The sequence below is a fragment of the Flavobacterium panici genome (genome assembly GCF_903819335.1).
Classification (GTDB): Bacteria; Bacteroidota; Bacteroidia; order Flavobacteriales; family Flavobacteriaceae; genus Flavobacterium; species Flavobacterium panici.
This window is the reverse complement of the sequence record NZ_CAIJDE010000036.1, coordinates 149,789-169,644: the sequence shown is the minus strand read 5'-3', so window position 1 is coordinate 169,644 and position 19,856 is coordinate 149,789. Positions and strand designations below refer to the sequence as shown.

Here is a 19,856-nt window from a genome sequence, read left to right as displayed (position 1 = left end):
GCGGAGTTACTTTGTGCCCTTCGACTTCGCTCAGGGTGACAAGAGCACCGTTTGTCATCCTGAGGAACGAAGGATCGCACTCGCTGATCGACAAAGATTGGCGATTTTCTTTGTGGAATTACTTTGCGGAGCTACTTGTGTGATCCTTCCTTCGTCAGGATGACAAGATTGAGGGAATTTTATTGTCGAATTTCTTTGCGGAGTTACTTTGTGCCCTTCGACTTCGCTCAGGGTGACAAGAGCACCGTTTGTCATCCTGAGGAACGAAGGATCGCACTCGCTGATCGACAAAGATTGGTGATTTTCTTTGTCGAATTGCTTTGCGGAGTTACTTGTGTGATCCTTCCTTCGTCAGGATGACAAAGAATGCGTGGAATTACTTTGTGGAGTTTCTTGTGTGATCTTTCGACTTCGCTCAGGGTGACAAAGATTGCTATTATAAAGAATTGGAATTTGGATTTTTTATATTGGAATTTAAGATTCTAATATAATAGAAGGCAAATTTTCATTGAGCCATTTGTATTTATTGAGAATCATAATATGGGTTCCGCCTTTTACTACTATACAGCTGTTGATATATTTTATAGGAAAAACTTCGTCCTGATCGCCGTGAATATGAATTACATTGTCGTCGACCTGGTTTCTGTTCCATAAAATGACTGATTCTACAGCCCATTGTAAATAATTAAGATCGCGAACGGCTAAAAACTTCTCGTATAATTTAATTCGCTTGTTGATTTTTTCTCCAAAAGAGTATTTCGCCAGACTTTCGATATTCAAAATCAGCTTCATAGGAATCAATTTATAGGCTTTTGTAGTCTTGCCTATTTTCATTCTCCTTGGGAATTCGATATTACTTCTTACACTCGAAATAATGATTACTTTTCTTGCCTGAACATGTTTTGCAATTTCCTGCACTAAAATTCCTCCAAAAGAAACGCCAATTAACACAGGGTTTTCATGCTTGATATTTTTTGAAATTCGGAGTGCGTAATCAGATAAGGCTTCTTTTGGATGCGGTATTTCCCATTCTAATAAACAGGTTTCAAAAACAGTTTCGTCTAATTTGATTCTTTCAAATATAGCAGGGCTAGCCGCCAGACCGGGCATAAAATATACAGGAATTTTGCTCATTTGTTTAAAATGGAATTACAACTACAGCTCTTAATTTCAAGCTAAATTTACTTTTTTTAATAATAACTACAGCAAATCGTACACCATAATTGCATATTAAAACAATTTGAGTTGTAAAAATAAACGATTTTGCAATGCACCTGATCCTCAAAAAATAATTTCATATTGAAAATCAAATGATTACCTTTGCATTCCAAATCATTCACTGCTAAACATCTTTTAAAAAGATTTTAGCTTACTATATTTTTCGTTCTTTTTCTAATATTTTTTAACCTACCCCAAAACATGACAAATATGGAACCTACCGAAACTATGGAAATCAAAGACAACACTTTTGCAAGACAATTTGAAACCGTGGTCCCTGAAGGATTACTAAGCGTTGAGTATTCTTTTCAGGAAAAAAAGATTTTTTTAACCAAAATCAATACGCCGGAAAATTTTGAAAACCAGCCTGTACTCGACAATTTACTTAAAAGCATTTTAGAATTAAGTACAGAGAAAAAATTTAGAGTTGTGCCCATTCACCCAAAAATTGCGGCCTTTTTCAAAAAAAATCCAAAATATAAAGATTTACTGCCTCCGGGAATCAGGATTTAAAAATCGCCAATTACCCAAAGCCATAATCCGCCAATTGCCATATAAATAAAAAGCATTATAAGTCCGGTTATTAAACCTTTGACCCACCAGCTTTTTAAATCGACATATCCGCTCCCAAAGAAAACGGGAGCCGGACCATGTCCGTAATGTGTTAACGTTCCGTAAATTGATCCCACAAAACCAAGCATAAAAGCAAGAAGCAACCCCGGAATTCCCAGTGAAACCCCAACTCCTAAAAGCGCTGCATACATTGCCGCCACATGCGCCGTTGCACTTGCAAAGAGATAATGGCTGAAAAAGTATACTAATATAATGATAGGAAAAGCCATCTGCCAGCTTAATCCGCCAATTTCGGCTTTTATCAAATTACTAAACCAGCTAATAAATCCTAATTCGTTTAGCGAACTTGCCATCATTACTAATACCGAAAACCATACAATGGTATCCCACGCCCCTTTTTCGGCTTTTACATCATCCCATGTTAAAACAGATGTAAGCAGTAAAATTACCAACCCAATAAAAGCTGTTGTGGTAGCATCAATAGAAAACAAATCGCCTGTCATCCAAAGAAATAATAAAATAAAGAAAGTCAGCAGCATCATCCATTCGTTTCTGGTGATTGGGCCCATTTCTTTTAATTTTTGAGAAGCTATTTGCGGTGCATCTCCGGTTTTTTTAAGTTCCGGCGGATATATTTTATACAACACAAACGGAATCACAAAAAAGGCACACAATCCCGGTACGATTGCCGCTGCTGCCCATGACATCCAGGTTATTTTTATGCCGAGATTAAGTGCAAACTTCTGGCACATTGGGTTACTCGCCGTTCCGGTAAGAAACATTGAGGATGCTATTAAATTCATATTATAACAGTTCAATGTTAAATAGGAACCTAGTTTTCGATGTGTTTCCGGTTCTTCGGGCATTGAACCAAAACTCATTGCCATTGATTTCATTATGGGATAAATAATTCCTCCGCCGCGAGCGGTATTACTGGGTACGGCTGGCGCCAAAACTAAATCAGCAAGACCTAAACCGTACGCTAATCCAAGCGAGCTTTTTCCGAATAATCGAATAAACAGAAAAGCAATTCGGTTTCCTAAACCTGTTTTTATAAATCCGCGGGCTATAAAAAATGAAATTCCAATAAGCCAGATTACTTTGTCTCCAAATCCTTTTAAGGCCAGCGTAATAGATTTTCCCGGATCGCCCGGTGCTAAAACCTGTGTAAAAGCGGTTAATGCAATAGCTATCATACACATAGTTCCCATGGGAGCGGCCTTTAGAATAATTCCTAAAATGGTCGCTACAAATATGGCAAACAAATGCCAGGCTTCGGGTACAACTCCGTTTGGCGCAGGAATAAACCAAATTGCTGCTCCAACTGCAAGTGTAATCAGGGTTTGAGGAATTTGTACTTCTTTCATGGTTTTGAAATTAAATTAAACTACAGCCTGCACTGAAACTGAATCAAAAATAAATTATCATTATAGGTTGATGTATCCGGGATATTTCGGTCAAAACGGTCTATTTCAAATCCCATTTCTATACGACCTGTATAGTTTTTTCCAAATTCAAGACTTATCATAGGGGTATAAGTCTGCCTTACATTTGAATCTATTTTAAAACTTGGATCAAATCTTTCATAGCGACAGGATACTTCTAAAGAGGTTAATTTTTTATAATCGATTTGATATCGCACATTGGGCAGGAAATAAATGCCTCGCATTTGATAATCGGCAACATCAGCTGTTCTGGTATCAACTGGTAACGAAAAATATAAGTTGTGATTTGTTCCTCGTTTGTATTCTATCTGCAAATCAAAAGTAAAACGGTCTGTAAGTCTGAAATCGCTGGTCACATCTGCACCAAAGGCAAATACTTTTTCTTTAGAATATTTACCGATACCGCCGTTTAAACCGAGATTAATTTTATGTTTTTTTGATAATTCGAAAACTAATCTTGAAGAATATTGTTTTCCGTTATCGTTGTCTTTTTCCTGATTTTTGCCGTTTCCGTTTAAAACCGAAACAGAATAGTTTACAGGGATTTTGCCAAGATCAAAATTTCCGGTTGCAGAAGCTCCAATTTGAAAGCTTGTCCATCCATTTTTTCCAAACTCATAATATTGATTGGAGAAATCAAATGATTTTATAATATCAACCGGAACTAATTCTTCAATACCAAAAGCGGGACGAAACTGCCCTCCTAAAACAGCAATGTATTTATTGAAGGTATATTTTGCATAGGCGTTTTCAAGAACTTTACCTTTTGTATCTGATTTAAAATCGGCTAAATTAACTAAGATTACGACTTCTGTGGCTTCACTTAATTTTGTGTTTAAGCCAACACGCATTCTTTTAATATCAAAGGAACTCTGGGTAACGTCACCTGTAGAATGGTGAACGCCCATAACGTCTACATTATCTCCAAAACTTTCGAGATATCGTGCCTGAAAAAGCCCTTTAAATTGAAATTGGGGGTACTTAACACCATCTTCAGAATCAACTGCCTTTTGGGTTTCGGCAGTTTGTGCGTTCGTGAAAAGCGGTATTAAAAAAAAGACAAAAGCAATTCTTATTAGTAAAGGTTTGTTCATACGCTCCTAAAAATAAAAAATTAGACTTCGCTTACTGTTTTTAAAAACAGCCAAAAATAATATGTAACTGGAAATATCTTACGAAAGTAGGAAAAATATTAATCCCTTGTGAAAATTATTGCATTAAAATACTGATAATAAATTTTAACAAATAAAAAAAGCGTAAGAAAATCTTACGCCTTGTAAACTATTTTTAGTATTATTTAATTAATATATCCTAATACATTCAACCATAATCCGCCTATAACCAAATAAATTATAAGCATAGCGAGTCCTGTAATAAGGCCTTTTATCCACCAGTTTTTTAAATCGACATAACCGCTTCCAAAATAAACCGGTGCCGGCCCGTGACCATAATGTGTTAGTGTTCCATATAATGAACCTACAAATCCTAACATAAAAGCCAGGAACAATCCCGGAACTCCTAATGAAATCCCAACAGCCAGTAATGCTGCATACATAGCCGCTACGTGAGCCGTTGCGCTGGCAAAAATATAGTGACTAAAGAAATATACGGCAATAATAATTACAAATGCTATCTGCCAGCTCATACCAAGCATATGGCTTTTTACTATCTCACTAAACCAGCCAATAAAGCCTAGTTTGTCCAGCGAACTTGCCATCATTACTAAAACTGCAAACCAAACAATTGTATCCCATGCTCCTTTTTCTCCTTTTACGTCTTCCCAGGTTAAAACAGAAGTCAGCAGTAAAACTACCAATCCTATAAAAGCTGTTGTGGTTGCATCTATTGAAAAAAGGTCACCTGTCATCCAGAGAAATAATAAAATAACAAATGTTAGAAGCATTAACCATTCGTTTTTTGAAATAGCGCCCATTTCTTTAAGTTTTTGGGTTGCTACTTTTGGGGCATCGCCTGTTTTCTTTAGTTCTGGCGGATAAATTTTGTAAAGCAAAAATGGAATTACAAAAAATGCTGTCAAACCCGGAACTAAACCTGCAATCGCCCACGATGTCCACGAAATATGGATTCCCAAATTTTCGGCAAATTTCTGGCACATTGGATTACTGGCCGTTCCTGTTAAAAACATTGACGAAGCAATTAAATTAACATTGTAACTGCTTAAGGTTAAGAAAGCTCCTAATTTCCTGCGGGTTTCCGGTTTGTCAGGGTCTGAATCAAAGTTCATAGACATTGCTTTCATGATTGGATAAATTATTCCACCGCCTCTGGCTGTATTACTTGGTACAACGGGTGCCAAAACTAAATCTGCCAACCCTAAACCGTACGCTAATCCAAGGGAACTTTTTCCAAATATTTTAATGAATAAAAAAGCAATTCTGTTTCCTAAACCCGTTTTTATAAAACCGCGGGCAATAAAAAATGAGATTCCGATAAGCCAAATCACTTTATTTCCAAAACCTCCCAAGGCAAGTGTAATAGAATCTCCGGCACTTTCTGGTGCTAAAACCCGGGTAAAAGCGGTAACTGCTACTGCAATCATGCACATTGTACCCATTGGCGCTGCTTTTAAAATAATTCCAATAATCGTTGAGATAAAAATCGCAAACAAGTGCCAGGCTTCTGGCGAAAGTCCTTTTGGAGCAGGAACAAACCAAATGATCAAACCTATGACAAGTGTAATAAGTGAGTTTTTTATATTTATTTCTTTCATAATGCTGTTATTTAATTTTTAGGCTTTTAAAAAAATCTGCCTTGAAACTGTATGATAAACAAGTTGTTATCATATGCTGTAGTATTAGCGATATTGTGTTTGTAAGTATCCAGCTGCATTCCCATTTCAATACGTCCTGTGTAGCCTTTTCCAAATTCCAAACCTGCCATTGGCGTATAAGTCTGCCTTGCGTTTGAATCTAATTTGAAATTCCTGTCAAAATATTCGTATCGGCATGAAAATTCTATTGCAGTCAATTTTTGATATTTAATTTCATATCTCAAGTTTGGCAAAAAGTAAGCACCCCGCATTTGATATTCATTGAGATTGGCCGTTCTTGAATCAGCAGCTAAAGAATAATATAAGTAGTGATTAATTCCTTGTTTTGCCTCTAATTGTGTTTGAAGTATTAATTTATCTGCTAATTTAAAGTCGGCAGTAAGATCTAATCCAACTGCAAAAACTTTATTATTATATACTTCACCAATTCCGCCGTTGAGCCCTAAATTTACATTGTGTTTTTTGTCTAATTCAAAACCCAGGCGCGAAGAGTATTGTTTACCATTATCTTTATCAGAAACCTGATCTTTTCCGTTTCCATTAACTGCAGAAACTGCATAAGTAACAGGAAGTTTTCCTAAATCAAAACTCCCAAACATAGACGCCCCTATTTGAAAACTTGTCCAGCCGTTATTTCCAAATTCAGTGTATTGATTAGAGTAATCAAATGATTTAAGGATATCAGCAGGATTTAATTCCTCAATTCCAAATGCCGGCCTAAACTGACCAACTAAAAAACCAATGTTTTTATTAAAAGTGTATCTGGCAAATGCATTTTCCAAAACTTTTCCTTTCGGATCTGATTTAAAGTCTGCTAAATTAGCCAGAACCACAACATCAAAGCGTTCACCAAGTTTGGTTGTAACTCCCAAACGCATTCTTTTTATGTCAAATGTATTTTCAACCGCTTTTCCATCTGAATAATGAAGTCCTGTTGTCGCGTCAATTCCGTCAGTAAATCCGCTTAAATAGCGTGCCTGAAAAAGTCCCTGAAATTTAAATTGCGGATATTTAATTTCTCCCTGCGAATTTGATTCTGAAGTCTGCCCATTTGATAAAAACGGAAATAATAGTAGTAAAATAAAGGCCTTAAAGCCTAAATATTGATTGAATTGATTCATAATAAAAAAATTAAAATTTTGTAACGAAACAAACTTTATAAGTTTATTCATACAATAAATTTAATTTTATAGATCAACTTAAAACTTGATTAAAATCAGGTTTCAAATTATTATAAACCTTTAGGATTTTTAACTATTTACTGCATAAAAAAAGCACAAGGGTTAGCTTGTGCTCTTTGTATATCGTAAATTTTAACTTATTTCTCGATCTCTCTCATTGAGTCCATTTTTTTGTGGGCAAGGAATCCTGCAACATCTTCAAAGTGTTCTTTTACTCGTTTGTTTCCAAATTCGAATACTTTAGTTGCTAGTCCGTCAAGGAAATCACGGTCGTGTGAAACTAAAATTAATGTTCCGTCAAAATCACGTAAGGCATCTTTAATAATGTCTTTTGTTTTCATGTCCAGGTGATTTGAAGGCTCATCCAGAATTAATAAGTTAACGGGTTCTAACAATAATTTGATCATTGCCAAACGTGTTTTTTCTCCTCCTGAAAGTACTTTTACTTTTTTGGTAATATCATCACCCTGAAACATAAATGCTCCTAAAATATTTTTGATCTGTGTACGGATATCTCCTACTGCAATGGCATCGATTGTTTCAAAAATGGTTGCATTTTCATCTAATAATGAAGCCTGGTTTTGAGCAAAATATCCAATTTGTGCATTATGTCCAATTTCAACGCTTCCTGAGTCAACGCCAATTTCTTTCATAATCGCTTTGATCATGGTCGATTTTCCTTCTCCGTTTTTTCCAACAAAAGCTACTTTCTGACCACGCTCGATTACAATGTTAGCATCTTTAAAAACGACATGATCTCCATATGATTTTGCCATTTCTTTTACAATAACCGGATATTGTCCAGAACGTGCTGCCGGCGGGAATTTTAAACGTAATGCTGATGTATCAACTTCGTCAACCTGAACAATTTCAAGCTTCTCCAGCATTTTTACACGGGATTGTACGGCATCTGTTTTTGAGAATGTTCCTTTAAAACGGTCGATAAAGGCTCTGTTATCAGCAATCATTTTTTGCTGTTCGTCGTAGGCTTTCTGCTGGTGAATACGACGGTCTTTTCTTAATTCTAGGTAATGAGAATATTTTGCTTTGTAATCGTAAATTCTTCCCATTGTTACTTCGATTGTACGGTTTGTAATGTTATCTACAAACGCTCTATCGTGTGAAATTACTACAACTGCTTTTGCTGAATTCACTAAAAACTCTTCTAACCATTGAATACTTTCAATATCCATGTGGTTGGTTGGCTCATCCAGTAAAATCAAGTCCGGTTTTTGCAATAGGATTTTTGCCAGTTCGATACGCATTCTCCATCCTCCTGAAAATTCAGATGTTTGTCTTGTAAAATCTTCACGTTCAAAACCTAAACCAACTAAAATTTTCTCTACTTCGGCTTCGTAATTTACTTCTTCAATTGCATAATATTTCTCGCTTAAGTCCGAAACTCTTTCGATCAATTTCATGTATTCGTCACTTTCGTAATCGGTACGAACGGTTAACTGCTCGTTGATTTCGTCAATTTCGGCTTTCATTTTAAAAATCTCTCCAAAAGCTTTTGATGCTTCTTCCATTACAGTCGAACCGTCTTTTGTCAATAAATGCTGAGGCAGGTATGCTACAACGGCATCTTTTGGCGTAGAAATACTTCCGGTAGAAGGCTTGCTCTGCCCTGCTATAATTTTTAAAAGTGTCGATTTTCCCGCACCATTTTTACCCATAAGGGCAATTTTATCATTTTCATTGATAGCAAAAGAGACATCGCTAAAAAGTGTAGTTCCACCAAACTGAACCGAAATATCGTTAACTGTAATCATTATCTTCTGTGAATTTGTTTTATCGGTTAATCGTTTATCTGACTACCCCATTTTTTTCGTGCTGCAAAGATAGATTAATTAGATAATTAGGCAATTAGAAAATGTGCAATTTGATAATTAGATAATTTTGAGAATGTGGTGATTAGAAAATTTTCTTTTTTTTGCCACGACCCGAGCGACAGCGAACAGGCGAAGCAATTACACGAATTTTCACGAATTATTTTTTCAACTGGACTAAAGTCCAGCTCTACAATATAGATCGAGCCGAAGGCTCTTTAAGTTCCGAAGGAACGAATTATATTGTAGGGCTGGACTTTAGTCCAGTTTAATATGTAAAGAAAAAAAAATAAAACCCCCAGATTTTTTTTAAAATCCCTATCGGGCTGCAAAAATTTTCTCTGTTTCGTCAAATTTCTGCTCTAAACTGGACTGAAGTCCAGCCCTACAATATAATTCGTTCCTTCGGAACTTATACGAGAGCCTTTGGCTCTTATTGTTTGGCTGGGCTTTTGTTTGGTTAATATGTGAAAAATATAACCCGACAGGTTTTAAAACCTATCGGGTTACAAAAATTATCTCATTATCAAATTGACTAATTATCTAATTAAATTAATCTTTTCTCCATTTTTTGGTTTCTTCAAAAATGTGTTCTAGGATCGAAGCTTCGGTTTCGTCAAATTCAATATTACGTCTTCCCATTACCAATTTTGCAGTTTCGAAAGCTTTTTTAGTAATATACGTAGTGAAGCCTGCAGCTCCGCCCCAAGAAAAACTCGGAACAAAGTTTCTGGGAAAACCAGATCCAAAAATATTGGCACTTACTCCAACAACAGTTCCGGTATTAAACATCGTATTGATTCCGCATTTACTGTGATCTCCCATCATTAAACCGCAAAACTGAAGTCCTGTTTTAGCAAAACCTTCAGTTTCGTAACTCCACAATTTTACTTCCTCGTAGTTATTTTTTAGGTTTGAATTATTACTATCAGCACCTATATTACACCATTCCCCTAAAACAGAATCTCCAAGAAATCCATCATGCCCTTTATTTGAATTAGCAAACAAGACAGAATTTTTAACCTCTCCTCCTATTCTCGATCCGGGACCAACGGTTGTTGCTCCGTAAACTTTTGCATTTAGTTTTACCTGTGCATTTTCGCACAAAGCAAAAGGGCCGCGAATAACAGTTCCTTCCATGATCTCGGTGTTCTTACCTATATATATAGGTCCGTTTGATGCATTTAGGGTTACAAACTCTAATTTGGCTCCTTCTTCAATAAAAATATTTTCGGGTGCAATTGTGTTTACACTTTTAGGAATTGGCTGTGATTTTCTGTCTTCAGTCAAGTAAGCAAAGTCGGCACGAATGGCGGCGTCATTTTTTGAGAAAATATCCCAAGTGTGTTCTACTGTCAAACATTCATCATTATATTGAATGATTTCATACGAATCGAAATCAACTTCTTCCTGATTTTCTGTTGTAAAAAAAGCAATTACATCTTCTCCTTTAAAAATCGCCTGATTAGGTTTTAAGTCCGAAACTAATTCTGCAAGCGTATCATTTGGCAAATACGCAGCATTTATCATTACGTTTTCTTCCATTTCTACCATTGGGAATTTAGTAGAAAGGTAATCTTCAGTAATTGTTGTTATAGTCGATCCTAAACGAGTTTCCCACTTTTGGCGAATCGTCATAATTCCGATTAAAATATCAGCCACGGGTCTGGTAAAAGTAAAAGGTAATAGAGCATTCCGGACGGGACCGTCAAAAAGAATGTAATTCATAAAATTAATTTAATGTGTTAAAATTTGTTTGGTTACCGAGGCCAAAGTTACAAATATTTATGTGTTTCATTAATATATGTTTTTTCTGATAGCCACGAATTCACGAATTTTTATATTCTCTTAATTTTAATTGATTTAGATTACAGTTATTTGGCTAAAGCCTGACACATTTTGATTTTATAACCTTCACATAAATCTGAAGGCAATTGAAAAAATGTTTCCTTAATAATCAATTGCCAACATCTAAAGATGTTGGTGACTTAATCAACATTGCTAAGGCTTTAGCCAAATCTTCTCCATTTGGAATAAACAATCTCAACAACAAGAGAAACATAGCCAGCGGTTTCAACCGCTGGAACGCAATACATTTACAATCCGCATCCCTCCGCACCCCGTGGTTAAAACCACAGGCAATATTTTAAATTCGAATTTTTTATCTTCAATAATTTGCAAAAAGAAAATTCGTGAATTTCTTCGTCTGTCCCTTTGGTCGAATCGTGGCTAACAAAAAATACCCATAAAAAAAGCCTTCCAAATTGGAAGGCTTCTTATATAATTTAAACAGCTATTATTTTTTAGCGTGTTTTGCATATTTAGTTTTGAATTTATCAATACGTCCTGCAGTATCGATAAGTTTAGATTTACCAGTATAAAAAGGGTGAGATGTTCTAGAAATCTCCATTTTTACAACTGGATACTCAACTCCGTCAACTTCAATTGTTTCTTTTGTATCTGCAGTAGATTTAGTGATAAAAACTTCGTCATTTGACATGTCTTTAAATGCAACTAATCTGTAATTTTCTGGGTGAATTCCTTTTTTCATCTTTACTTTTTATTTATTGTTTAGAACATTTTCATTTTGAAGCTTTTTCATGGTTAGAAAAAGGTGTAAACAAACAATGCTCTTTTTTGTTTAAAATTTTAATTAATTTTGAGTTTGCAAATTTACAATTCTTTTTTAATAAACAAATAGTTAGCGTACTTTTTTTTAGTTAAATTCAAAAAGCTTTTTTTCTCCTTGATTATATTGGGAATTGCTATATTTGTGGATTAATTTTAAAACATATAGAAATATGATTAATGAAGTTATAAAAAAGAATGGAGTTACATACGGAATTGCCTTAGGTGTTATTCTGGCGTTAATTACGGCAAGTATATATGCTATTGATCTAAAATTATTTGTTTCTGGCTGGATTGGCGGTCTGTCATTTGTTATTTATTTAGTAGTTGGCATTTTATTACTTACAAAAACAAAAAAAGAGATTGGTTTTTTCTCTTTTAAAGATGCTTTTACCACATTTTTTATAGCTACAATAACTGCTCTTGCAATTTCTACTCTTTTTAGCGTCATATTATTTAATGTAATTGATCCGGAAGCAAAAGAAACAGTAAACCAATTACTTATTAAATATATGGCGGAGACGTTACAAAAATTTGGAACTCCGGCTTCTGCCATAAACGAAGCTTTGGCTAAAATGAAAGAAAACAGTCCTTTCTCAACAACGGAACAATTAAAAGCATTGGTTTTTAGTATTGTTGGCTACTCAATTTTAGGATTAATTTTAGCAGCATTTTTTAAAAGCAAATCTACACAAGAATAAAAATTATAAATGAATCTATCTATACTTATACCACTTCTAAACGAGGAGGAATCGCTTCAAGAACTCTACTCATGGATTATTAAAGTGATGCAGTCTAATAATTACTCTTATGAAATCATTTTTGTAGATGATGGAAGTACGGATGATTCTTGGAATATTATTGAAAGTTTTTCTAACGAAAATCCAAATGTAAAAGGAATTCGTTTCATGAAGAATTTTGGAAAATCGCAGGCTTTGCATGCTGGTTTTGCAAAAGCAAAAGGTGATGTTATCATTACTATGGATGCCGATTTACAGGACAGTCCGGATGAGATTCCAGAATTATATGAAATGATTACCAAAGAGCGATTCGATTTGGTTTCGGGATGGAAAAAGAAACGCTACGACTCTGTTGTGGCTAAAAATTTACCTTCAAAATTATTTAACTGGGCTGCCAGAAAAACTTCTGGAGTGGAGTTAAACGATTTTAACTGTGGGTTAAAAGCTTATAAAAATGCCGTTGTAAAAAACATCGAAGTTTCAGGAGAAATGCACCGATACATTCCTGTTTTGGCAAAAAATGCCGGTTTTGGTAAAATTGGAGAAAAAGTAGTGATTCACCAGGCTCGTAAATACGGCGAAACCAAATTTGGAATGGAACGCTTTATTAACGGGTTCCTTGATTTAATTACGATTTGGTTTTTATCAAGATTCGGAAAAAGACCTATGCACTTATTTGGGGCAATGGGTTCAATTATGTTTATTATCGGATTTTTATCTGCCGGATATATTGGAGTTTCAAAACTATACCATATGTATAGCGGAGTAAAATACAGCCTGGTAACTAATAATCCGTGGTTTTATATAGCATTAACAACAATGATTCTGGGAACTCAGCTTTTCTTAGCTGGATTTTTAGGTGAAATCATTTTGAGAACTAAAAGCAACGAAGCAAGATATAAAGTAGCACGAGAAGTGAATTTTTGACACAAATCAGGAAAAAAAAATCTTTTTGAGTCAAATTAACTTTTCAAGAAAAACTATCTTTATTTAAAACATAAAAGAAAATTTACATGAACATAGCACCTAATATTTTAAACGCTGTAAATGAATGGCTGACACCAACTTTTGATCAGGAAACGCAAGCCGCTGTAAAAGAATTAATGACAACTTCGCCAAAGGAACTTGAGGAAAGTTTTTATAAAAACCTTGAATTTGGAACCGGCGGTATGCGCGGCGTTATGGGCGTAGGAAACAATAGAATTAATAAATATACACTTGGAAAAAATACTCAGGGTTTATCTGATTATTTACATAAGGTTTTTCCAAATCAGCCTTTAAAGGTTGTAATTGCTTACGACTGTCGCCATAATAGTAATACTTTAGCAAAAGTGGTTGCTGATGTTTTCTCAGCAAACGGAATTCAGGTTTATTTATTCTCAGATTTAAGACCTACTCCAGAATTGTCTTTTGCACTTAAATATCTGGGATGTCAATGCGGAATTGTTCTTACGGCTTCGCATAACCCGCCGGAATATAATGGTTATAAAGTATACTGGGAAGATGGCGGACAAATTGTTCCTCCGCAAGATGGCGAAATTATTAACGTAATCGAAAATTTAGACTACGATAAAATTAAATTCAACGCAAACGAAAGCCTGATTCAATATATTGATACTGACATCGATAAAGCGTTTATAAAATCATCTATAGAGAACGCAAGTTTTAATACTGCGGCTGAGGCCAAAGACAATCTGCATATTGTTTTTACTTCATTGCACGGAACTTCTATAAAATCTATTCCAGATGTTTTATCGCAGGCTGGTTATAAAAATGTTCACATTGTGCCAGAACAGGCAGTTCCGGACGGGGATTTTCCAACAGTAAAATCTCCGAACCCAGAAGAACCTGAAGCTTTAACAATGGCTTTGGCCCTGGCAGATAAAACAAATTCTGATATCGTTGTGGGTACAGATCCTGATTGCGACCGTTTAGGTGTTGCGGTTAGAAACAACGACGGTAAAATGATTTTGCTTAACGGAAATCAAACGATGATTTTAATGACTTCTTTCCTTTTAAAACAATGGAAAAAGGCTGGAAAAATTAACGGTAAACAATTTGTAGGATCAACTATCGTGTCAACTCCAATGATGATGGAACTTGCTACAAGTTACGGTGTTGAATGCAAAGTTGGTTTAACAGGATTTAAATGGATCGCTAAAATGATCAAAGATTTCCCTGAACTTCAGTTTATTGGCGGAGGTGAAGAAAGCTTTGGTTTTATGGTTGGTGATGCTGTTAGAGATAAAGATGCAGTTGCTGCTACTTTATTAATTTGCGAAGTTGCCGCTCAGGCAAAAGCCGCAGGAAGCTCTGTTTATAAAGAACTTTTACAACTTTATGTTGAGAATGGTTTCTATAAAGAGTTTTTAGTTTCACTGACTAAAAAAGGAATGGAAGGTTTACAGGAAATTAACCAGATGATGATTGATTTACGTGAAAATCCTTTGAAAGAAATCAACGGTCAGCGTGTAATTATGGTGGAAGATTACCAATCATCAACAGCATTGAATTTATTGACAAATGAAGTATCTGAAATGGATATTCCGAAATCGAATGTATTGATTTATTATACAGAAGATGGTTCTAAAATTTGTGCAAGACCAAGTGGGACTGAACCTAAAATTAAATTCTACATCAGTGTTAATGCTGAATTAGAATCAGTTTTGGATTTTGATGCTGCAGAAAGTTTCTTAGACGGAAAAATACAGAATATCATTGCAGACATGCAATTGAAATAAAAAAACGAGTGATAAGCTCTTTAAATACCTATTATAGCTGCGCAGGAAATCTCTGCGCAGCTAATTAAATTTTGATATTTAGAACTCTGATTTACATTTAGAACAAATGTAAATCAGAGTTTTTTAATAAAAAAAACTAAAAAAAAATTGAAAACAAATCAATTGGATTAATTTTGTGCAGTAAAAATTCCCCCAACAAATTAATTATAACCAAAAAAAATATTGCTAAAACTCGAAAGAGCAATACCACAGCAGAAAAAATAATATTCAAAAATAAATGAGTAATTTCAAAAAAATAGTTCCTTTTATATATCCGTATAAAAAATATGCGTTCTTAAACATCTTTTTCAATGTTTTATATGCCCTTTTCAGCACACTTTCATTTATGGCGTTGATTCCAATGCTGCAGGTTTTATTTGGTAAAAGCAAGAAACTTACAACCATGCCTGTTTATGAAGGAATCACACATATAAAAGAATATGGAGAAAGTTATCTAAACTATTATATCACAAAAAATAACGATCCAAACAATCCGGGTTTTATACTTTCGGTAATGGTTGGAATAATTATCTCGATCTTCTTATTAAAAAATTTAGCCGATTATCTGGCTATGTTTTTTATTAACTTTTTAAGAAATGGGGTTTTAAGAGATATGCGAAATGCATTATACAAAAAAACACTGGAGCTCCCTTTGGCATTTTATTCTGAAAAAAGAAAAGGAGATGTTATTTCCAGAATCGCCGGCGATGTAAATGAAGTACAAACCTCTTTTTTAGCAATTTTAGAGCTTATTGTTAAGGAGCCTTTGACAATTATATTTACGATAATAGCAATGCTGATTATAAGCGCTAAGCTAACGTTGTTTGTTTTTATATTTATTCCGGTTTCAGGTTACATTATTTCTTTAATTGGGAAACAACTTAAAAAACAATCTACAAAAGCTCAGGAAGAACAAGGTACTTTCTTATCTACTATTGAGGAAACTATTGGCGGATTAAAAGTGGTAAAAGGATATAATGCCGAAAATTATTTTAATAATGTTTTCAAAAATTCTACAGAGCGTTTTTTCAATTTATCAAACAGCATTGGAAACCGTCAGAATTTAGCATCACCTGCCAGTGAATTTATGGGAATAACTGTTATTGCTATATTACTTTGGTACGGAGGACAAATGGTTTTAATTGATAAAACTTTAGAAGGTGCTTCATTTATTGCTTACATGGGATTAGCTTATAACATCCTGACTCCGGCAAAAGCCATTTCTAAAGCTTCATATGGTGTAAAAAGAGGAAATGCTGCCGCAGAACGTGTATTGGAAATTTTAGATCAGGAAAACACAATTGTTTCAAAAGAAAACGCAATCGAAAAAACAACTTTTGAAAGTAATATCAGTGTTCAAAATATCAACTTTAAATATGAAGATGAAAATGTCTTAAAAGATTTTTCTCTTAATATTAATAAAGGGCAAACCGTTGCTCTTGTTGGACAATCCGGAAGTGGAAAAAGTACTATTGCGAATTTATTGACCCGTTTTTATGATGTTAATGAAGGCTCAATTTCTATTGATGGAATTAATATAAAAGATATGAACCTGCATTCGCTTCGCAGTTTAATGGGATTGGTTACACAGGACAGTATTTTATTTAATGATACAATCAAAGCCAATATTGCATTAGGAAAATTAGACGCTACAGATGATGAAATTATTGATGCGCTTAAAATTGCCAATGCATATGAATTTGTAAAAGAACTGCCTTTAGGAATTTATACCAACATTGGTGACAGTGGAAATAAACTTTCAGGCGGGCAAAAACAACGTTTATCTATTGCGAGAGCGGTATTGAAAAATCCGCCGATTATGATTCTGGATGAAGCAACATCAGCATTAGACACCGAAAGCGAGAAATTTGTTCAGGTAGCACTTGAAAACATGATGCAAAACAGAACTTCGATTGTGATCGCACACCGACTTTCGACTATTCAAAAAGCAGATGTTATTGTGGTAATGCAAAAAGGAAAAATCGTTGAACAGGGAACTCATGACCAATTAATTGCACTTAACGGAACTTACAATAAACTGGTTACCATGCAGTCTTTCGAATCTTAAGACATACAATCATAACCAAACAATCTACACAGATTAAGGAAATATTAAAACTCAGTTTAATTTCTTTAATCTGTGTTTTATTTTATAACTTTAGGTAGTAAAGATTAAAATCAAACCGTTGGGCGTAATCCATAAAAAATAATAATTAAACACATAGAGACATAGACCTTATGTTTTTAAACAAAGTAAATCGAAAAGAAACTTGTTTCTCACACATAGCTATGTGTTGTTAATGCAAGTGAAACGCCTTTCTTATGTTCAATAATTCTATGTTTCTATGTGTTAAAAATAATTACACCCAACGGGTTAAAATCATTTAATTCTTATGGACAATGTATCTTAACAACCCCAACATCAAACTACCAGACGATCCTGATACTATTGTTTGGAAATATCTTGACCTATCTAAATTTCTTGATTTACTGCTTTCTAAAAAACTGTTCATGTCGCGGTCTGATAAATTTGAAGATCAATATGAGGGTACTTTTAGCGAGCCTACTTATGAGGAGATTAAAAAGCTCGCCGTTGACAATCCTGACTTTTTAAATTATTATAAAACACACCGCGAGCAGGTTGCCGTAAGCAGCTGGCATATTAACGAATATGAATCGTTTGCCATGTGGCAGATTTTTACCCAAAACAGTGAAGGTTTAGCGATTCAGTCTACAATTGGGAGGTTGCAAAAAGCATTAAAACCAGAGAATAATTTTGACCAGTATATTGGTGAAGTAAATTACATCGATTATAAAAAAGAATATATTCCGTTTGAGGATTTGTTCTTTCCGTTTTTATTCAAAAGAAAAAGTTTTCAATACGAGCGTGAAGTGCGTATTCTTACCGATACTTCAAAAAGCGGCATCAAACTAAATGACGGAATAAAAATCAATGTTGACATCAATCAATTGATTGAAAAAATATACATTCACCCGAAATCTGAGAACTGGTATAAAAAACTGGTAATCGAATTGGTTGAACGTCTCGAATTTGGTTTTGAAATCGAAAAATCTGACTTAGAAAGCGATATATTGATATAAAGGCTCTAAGGTTCTGAGATGCTAAGATTCTAAGTTTTTTTGCCACAGATTACACAGATGAAAAGAATTAAAAAAGTCCGCCACTAATTACACAAATTTCCACGAATTTTAATTCAATTTAATTTGTGGAAATTTGTGTAATTAGTGGCGAAAAAAAATCACTTTAATCTGTGTAATCTGTGGCTAAACCCTTTAGATGGGCTTGTAGCTCTTCACTTCCCATTTTTTAGAAGCTAAGTCGATATAATTATAGTGTAAAACATCGTTTTTATCAAATTGACCGTTTTGGTTGGTATCTTCAATAGTTCTAAAATACAAACGGTTTTTAGATTCAATTAAATTCCAGTCAACTAATTCCTGAAGATCTGCTGAGACTTTTGTAAAGTTTTCTCCGCTGATATCACTTAAATATAAAGTTTTAATATCACTGGTATCAATTTTTCCGTCTTTGTTGGTATCAGAATCTGTTAGTGTATACACCATAACTTTATTTTTAGTTTTATCTGCAACGGTTTTTAAATACGTTGCTGTTAAAATTAAAACAGGTTTATCTGATAAAGCATGAATCGAATCTGAATCTGTTTTTTGAAATTTCAGGTTTTGTAAATATCCTGTAATCTCATATTCGCCTAAGTTAGAGATTGTAAAACTTACATCGTTTACGCTTGAAGATCCATAACGTGCTTTTGAGCCTCTTTCAAAAACCCTTAAATCCCCAACCGGATGAATCAGATAATCTGTTCCTTCCATTTGAATAGGCAGATCAGCAACTTCAATCTGAGTTGAATCTGTTTTTGCAACACTTACTTTATTTGACACATCGTAACTTACTTTTGGCTTTTTAACTTCTTCACGACAGCTAATTAATGTTCCAACAATTGCTAAGGCTATATATTTAAAGTACTTTTTCATCGACAAATTATATTCAATTATCAAATATACTATTTTTGATTGTAATTTTTGTTTTTATTGAATTTTACTAAAACAAAGATGTTGATTAGAACAATTCCAAAATAACCAAGAAATATTACCCACTGCTGTTTTAAAAAAGAAATCTGAAAAATGCGAAGTTCTTCTTTTCGATTTTCTTCCTGCATTTGAAGTGTTCTTTCTATCGAATAAGCATTCGTCCCACAAACAAAACTATGTTTTTTTGTCGGCTTTGGCTTAGGATTTGCCAATGCATACAAATTATCTGAAAATAATGCCCATGTAGGCATCTTTTCTTCACTCATAATATTAATTACACTAATAAAAGTATCATAGTCCGTTTTAGATCCAAAGCGAATTTTAGCTCCATTTATAGTATCATACTTTTTTATCATGTCTTTAGCAAAAACTCTCAATTCTTTTAATTGTCGTAGTTCTTGCGATTTTTCACCATTAAAATAAAATATCTTATATTTTCTTAAATCTTCAACCTTATATTTTTCAAAATCTCCCTTATTAGAAACTGAAAAATTCAAAGAACCATAAACCTTAAAAGCATCGACTTTATAAAAATGGTAAAAACAAAACAAAGGAATCAAAACCAAAGAAATCATTCCCGGAACGTAAAAAATCTTCTTT

The 19,856-nt window shown here is 34.2% G+C and carries 16 protein-coding genes; 6 read left to right on the top strand and 10 right to left on the bottom strand.

Annotated features, from left to right (window positions below; genetic code table 11):
• Positions 1 to 474: 474 nt before the first annotated feature.
• Positions 475 to 1,134: an alpha/beta hydrolase family protein gene (locus FLAPXU55_RS09265; RefSeq protein ID WP_180857426.1), complete on the bottom strand. Its 660-nt coding sequence runs from the start codon at positions 1,132 to 1,134 to the stop codon at positions 475 to 477.
• A gap of 285 nt (positions 1,135 to 1,419) precedes the next feature.
• On the opposite strand from FLAPXU55_RS09265, the gene FLAPXU55_RS09260 reads away from it, so the two are divergent.
• Positions 1,420 to 1,731 carry a GNAT family N-acetyltransferase gene (locus FLAPXU55_RS09260; protein ID WP_234984747.1) on the top strand — a complete coding sequence of 104 codons (312 nt, stop codon included), beginning with the start codon at positions 1,420 to 1,422 and terminating at the stop codon, positions 1,729 to 1,731.
• Here FLAPXU55_RS09260 and FLAPXU55_RS09255 read toward each other — a convergent pair.
• The 7 genes from FLAPXU55_RS09255 to FLAPXU55_RS09225 form a co-directional block, all read right to left on the bottom strand.
• Entirely contained in the window at positions 1,728 to 3,158 is a 1,431-nt protein-coding gene (locus FLAPXU55_RS09255) for an anion permease (protein WP_180857425.1), read from the bottom strand. The genes FLAPXU55_RS09260 and FLAPXU55_RS09255 overlap by 4 nt on opposite strands.
• 20 nt (positions 3,159 to 3,178) lie before the next feature.
• Positions 3,179 to 4,330 (bottom strand): porin, encoded by a 1,152-nt coding sequence (locus FLAPXU55_RS09250; RefSeq protein ID WP_180857424.1) that lies wholly within the window; start codon positions 4,328 to 4,330, stop codon positions 3,179 to 3,181.
• Between the two features lie 203 nt (positions 4,331 to 4,533).
• Positions 4,534 to 5,967 (bottom strand): anion permease, encoded by a 1,434-nt coding sequence (locus tag FLAPXU55_RS09245; protein ID WP_180857423.1) that lies wholly within the window; start codon positions 5,965 to 5,967, stop codon positions 4,534 to 4,536.
• A 26-nt stretch (positions 5,968 to 5,993) separates the two neighbouring features.
• On the bottom strand, positions 5,994 to 7,148 hold the full coding sequence (locus FLAPXU55_RS09240; RefSeq protein WP_180857422.1) for a porin: 1,155 nt from the start codon (positions 7,146 to 7,148) through the stop codon (positions 5,994 to 5,996).
• Between the two features lie 197 nt (positions 7,149 to 7,345).
• Positions 7,346 to 8,980 carry an ABC-F family ATP-binding cassette domain-containing protein gene (locus FLAPXU55_RS09235; protein WP_053472781.1) on the bottom strand — a complete coding sequence of 545 codons (1,635 nt, stop codon included), beginning with the start codon at positions 8,978 to 8,980 and terminating at the stop codon, positions 7,346 to 7,348.
• A gap of 609 nt (positions 8,981 to 9,589) precedes the next feature.
• Positions 9,590 to 10,765, bottom strand: a complete 1,176-nt coding sequence (locus FLAPXU55_RS09230) for a GlmU family protein (RefSeq protein ID WP_180857421.1) — start codon at positions 10,763 to 10,765, stop codon at positions 9,590 to 9,592.
• A 568-nt stretch (positions 10,766 to 11,333) separates the two neighbouring features.
• Positions 11,334 to 11,588, bottom strand: coding sequence for a type B 50S ribosomal protein L31 (locus FLAPXU55_RS09225; protein ID WP_008464817.1), 255 nt, complete (start codon positions 11,586 to 11,588; stop codon positions 11,334 to 11,336).
• A 250-nt stretch (positions 11,589 to 11,838) separates the two neighbouring features.
• Between FLAPXU55_RS09225 and FLAPXU55_RS09220 the strand changes: the two genes are divergently transcribed.
• The 5 genes from FLAPXU55_RS09220 to FLAPXU55_RS09200 all read left to right on the top strand — a co-directional run bounded on the left by FLAPXU55_RS09220 (position 11,839) and on the right by FLAPXU55_RS09200 (position 18,287).
• Positions 11,839 to 12,366: a DUF4199 domain-containing protein gene (locus tag FLAPXU55_RS09220; protein ID WP_053472783.1), complete on the top strand. Its 528-nt coding sequence runs from the start codon at positions 11,839 to 11,841 to the stop codon at positions 12,364 to 12,366.
• 9 nt (positions 12,367 to 12,375) lie between these two features.
• Positions 12,376 to 13,332, top strand: a complete 957-nt coding sequence (locus tag FLAPXU55_RS09215) for a glycosyltransferase family 2 protein (RefSeq protein ID WP_053472784.1) — start codon at positions 12,376 to 12,378, stop codon at positions 13,330 to 13,332.
• Positions 13,333 to 13,418: 86 nt separating this feature from the next.
• Positions 13,419 to 15,146, top strand: a complete 1,728-nt coding sequence (locus FLAPXU55_RS09210) for a phospho-sugar mutase (protein WP_180857420.1) — start codon at positions 13,419 to 13,421, stop codon at positions 15,144 to 15,146.
• Positions 15,147 to 15,423: 277 nt separating this feature from the next.
• Entirely contained in the window at positions 15,424 to 17,253 is a 1,830-nt protein-coding gene (locus FLAPXU55_RS09205; RefSeq protein ID WP_053472786.1) for an ABC transporter ATP-binding protein, read from the top strand.
• A 332-nt stretch (positions 17,254 to 17,585) separates the two neighbouring features.
• Entirely contained in the window at positions 17,586 to 18,287 is a 702-nt protein-coding gene (locus FLAPXU55_RS09200; RefSeq protein WP_180857419.1) for a DUF2971 domain-containing protein, read from the top strand.
• 192 nt (positions 18,288 to 18,479) lie between these two features.
• Here FLAPXU55_RS09200 and FLAPXU55_RS09195 read toward each other — a convergent pair whose 3' ends face one another.
• Both FLAPXU55_RS09195 and FLAPXU55_RS09190 read right to left on the bottom strand, forming a co-directional pair.
• Positions 18,480 to 19,199 carry a CREC-EF hand family protein gene (locus FLAPXU55_RS09195; protein ID WP_180857418.1) on the bottom strand — a complete coding sequence of 240 codons (720 nt, stop codon included), beginning with the start codon at positions 19,197 to 19,199 and terminating at the stop codon, positions 18,480 to 18,482.
• 29 nt (positions 19,200 to 19,228) lie between these two features.
• The gene (locus FLAPXU55_RS09190; protein WP_235992015.1) at positions 19,229 to 19,831 is read right to left on the bottom strand and encodes a hypothetical protein; all 603 of its coding nucleotides are present in this window, start codon (positions 19,829 to 19,831) and stop codon (positions 19,229 to 19,231) included.
• Between the last annotated feature and the right edge of the window lie 25 nt (positions 19,832 to 19,856).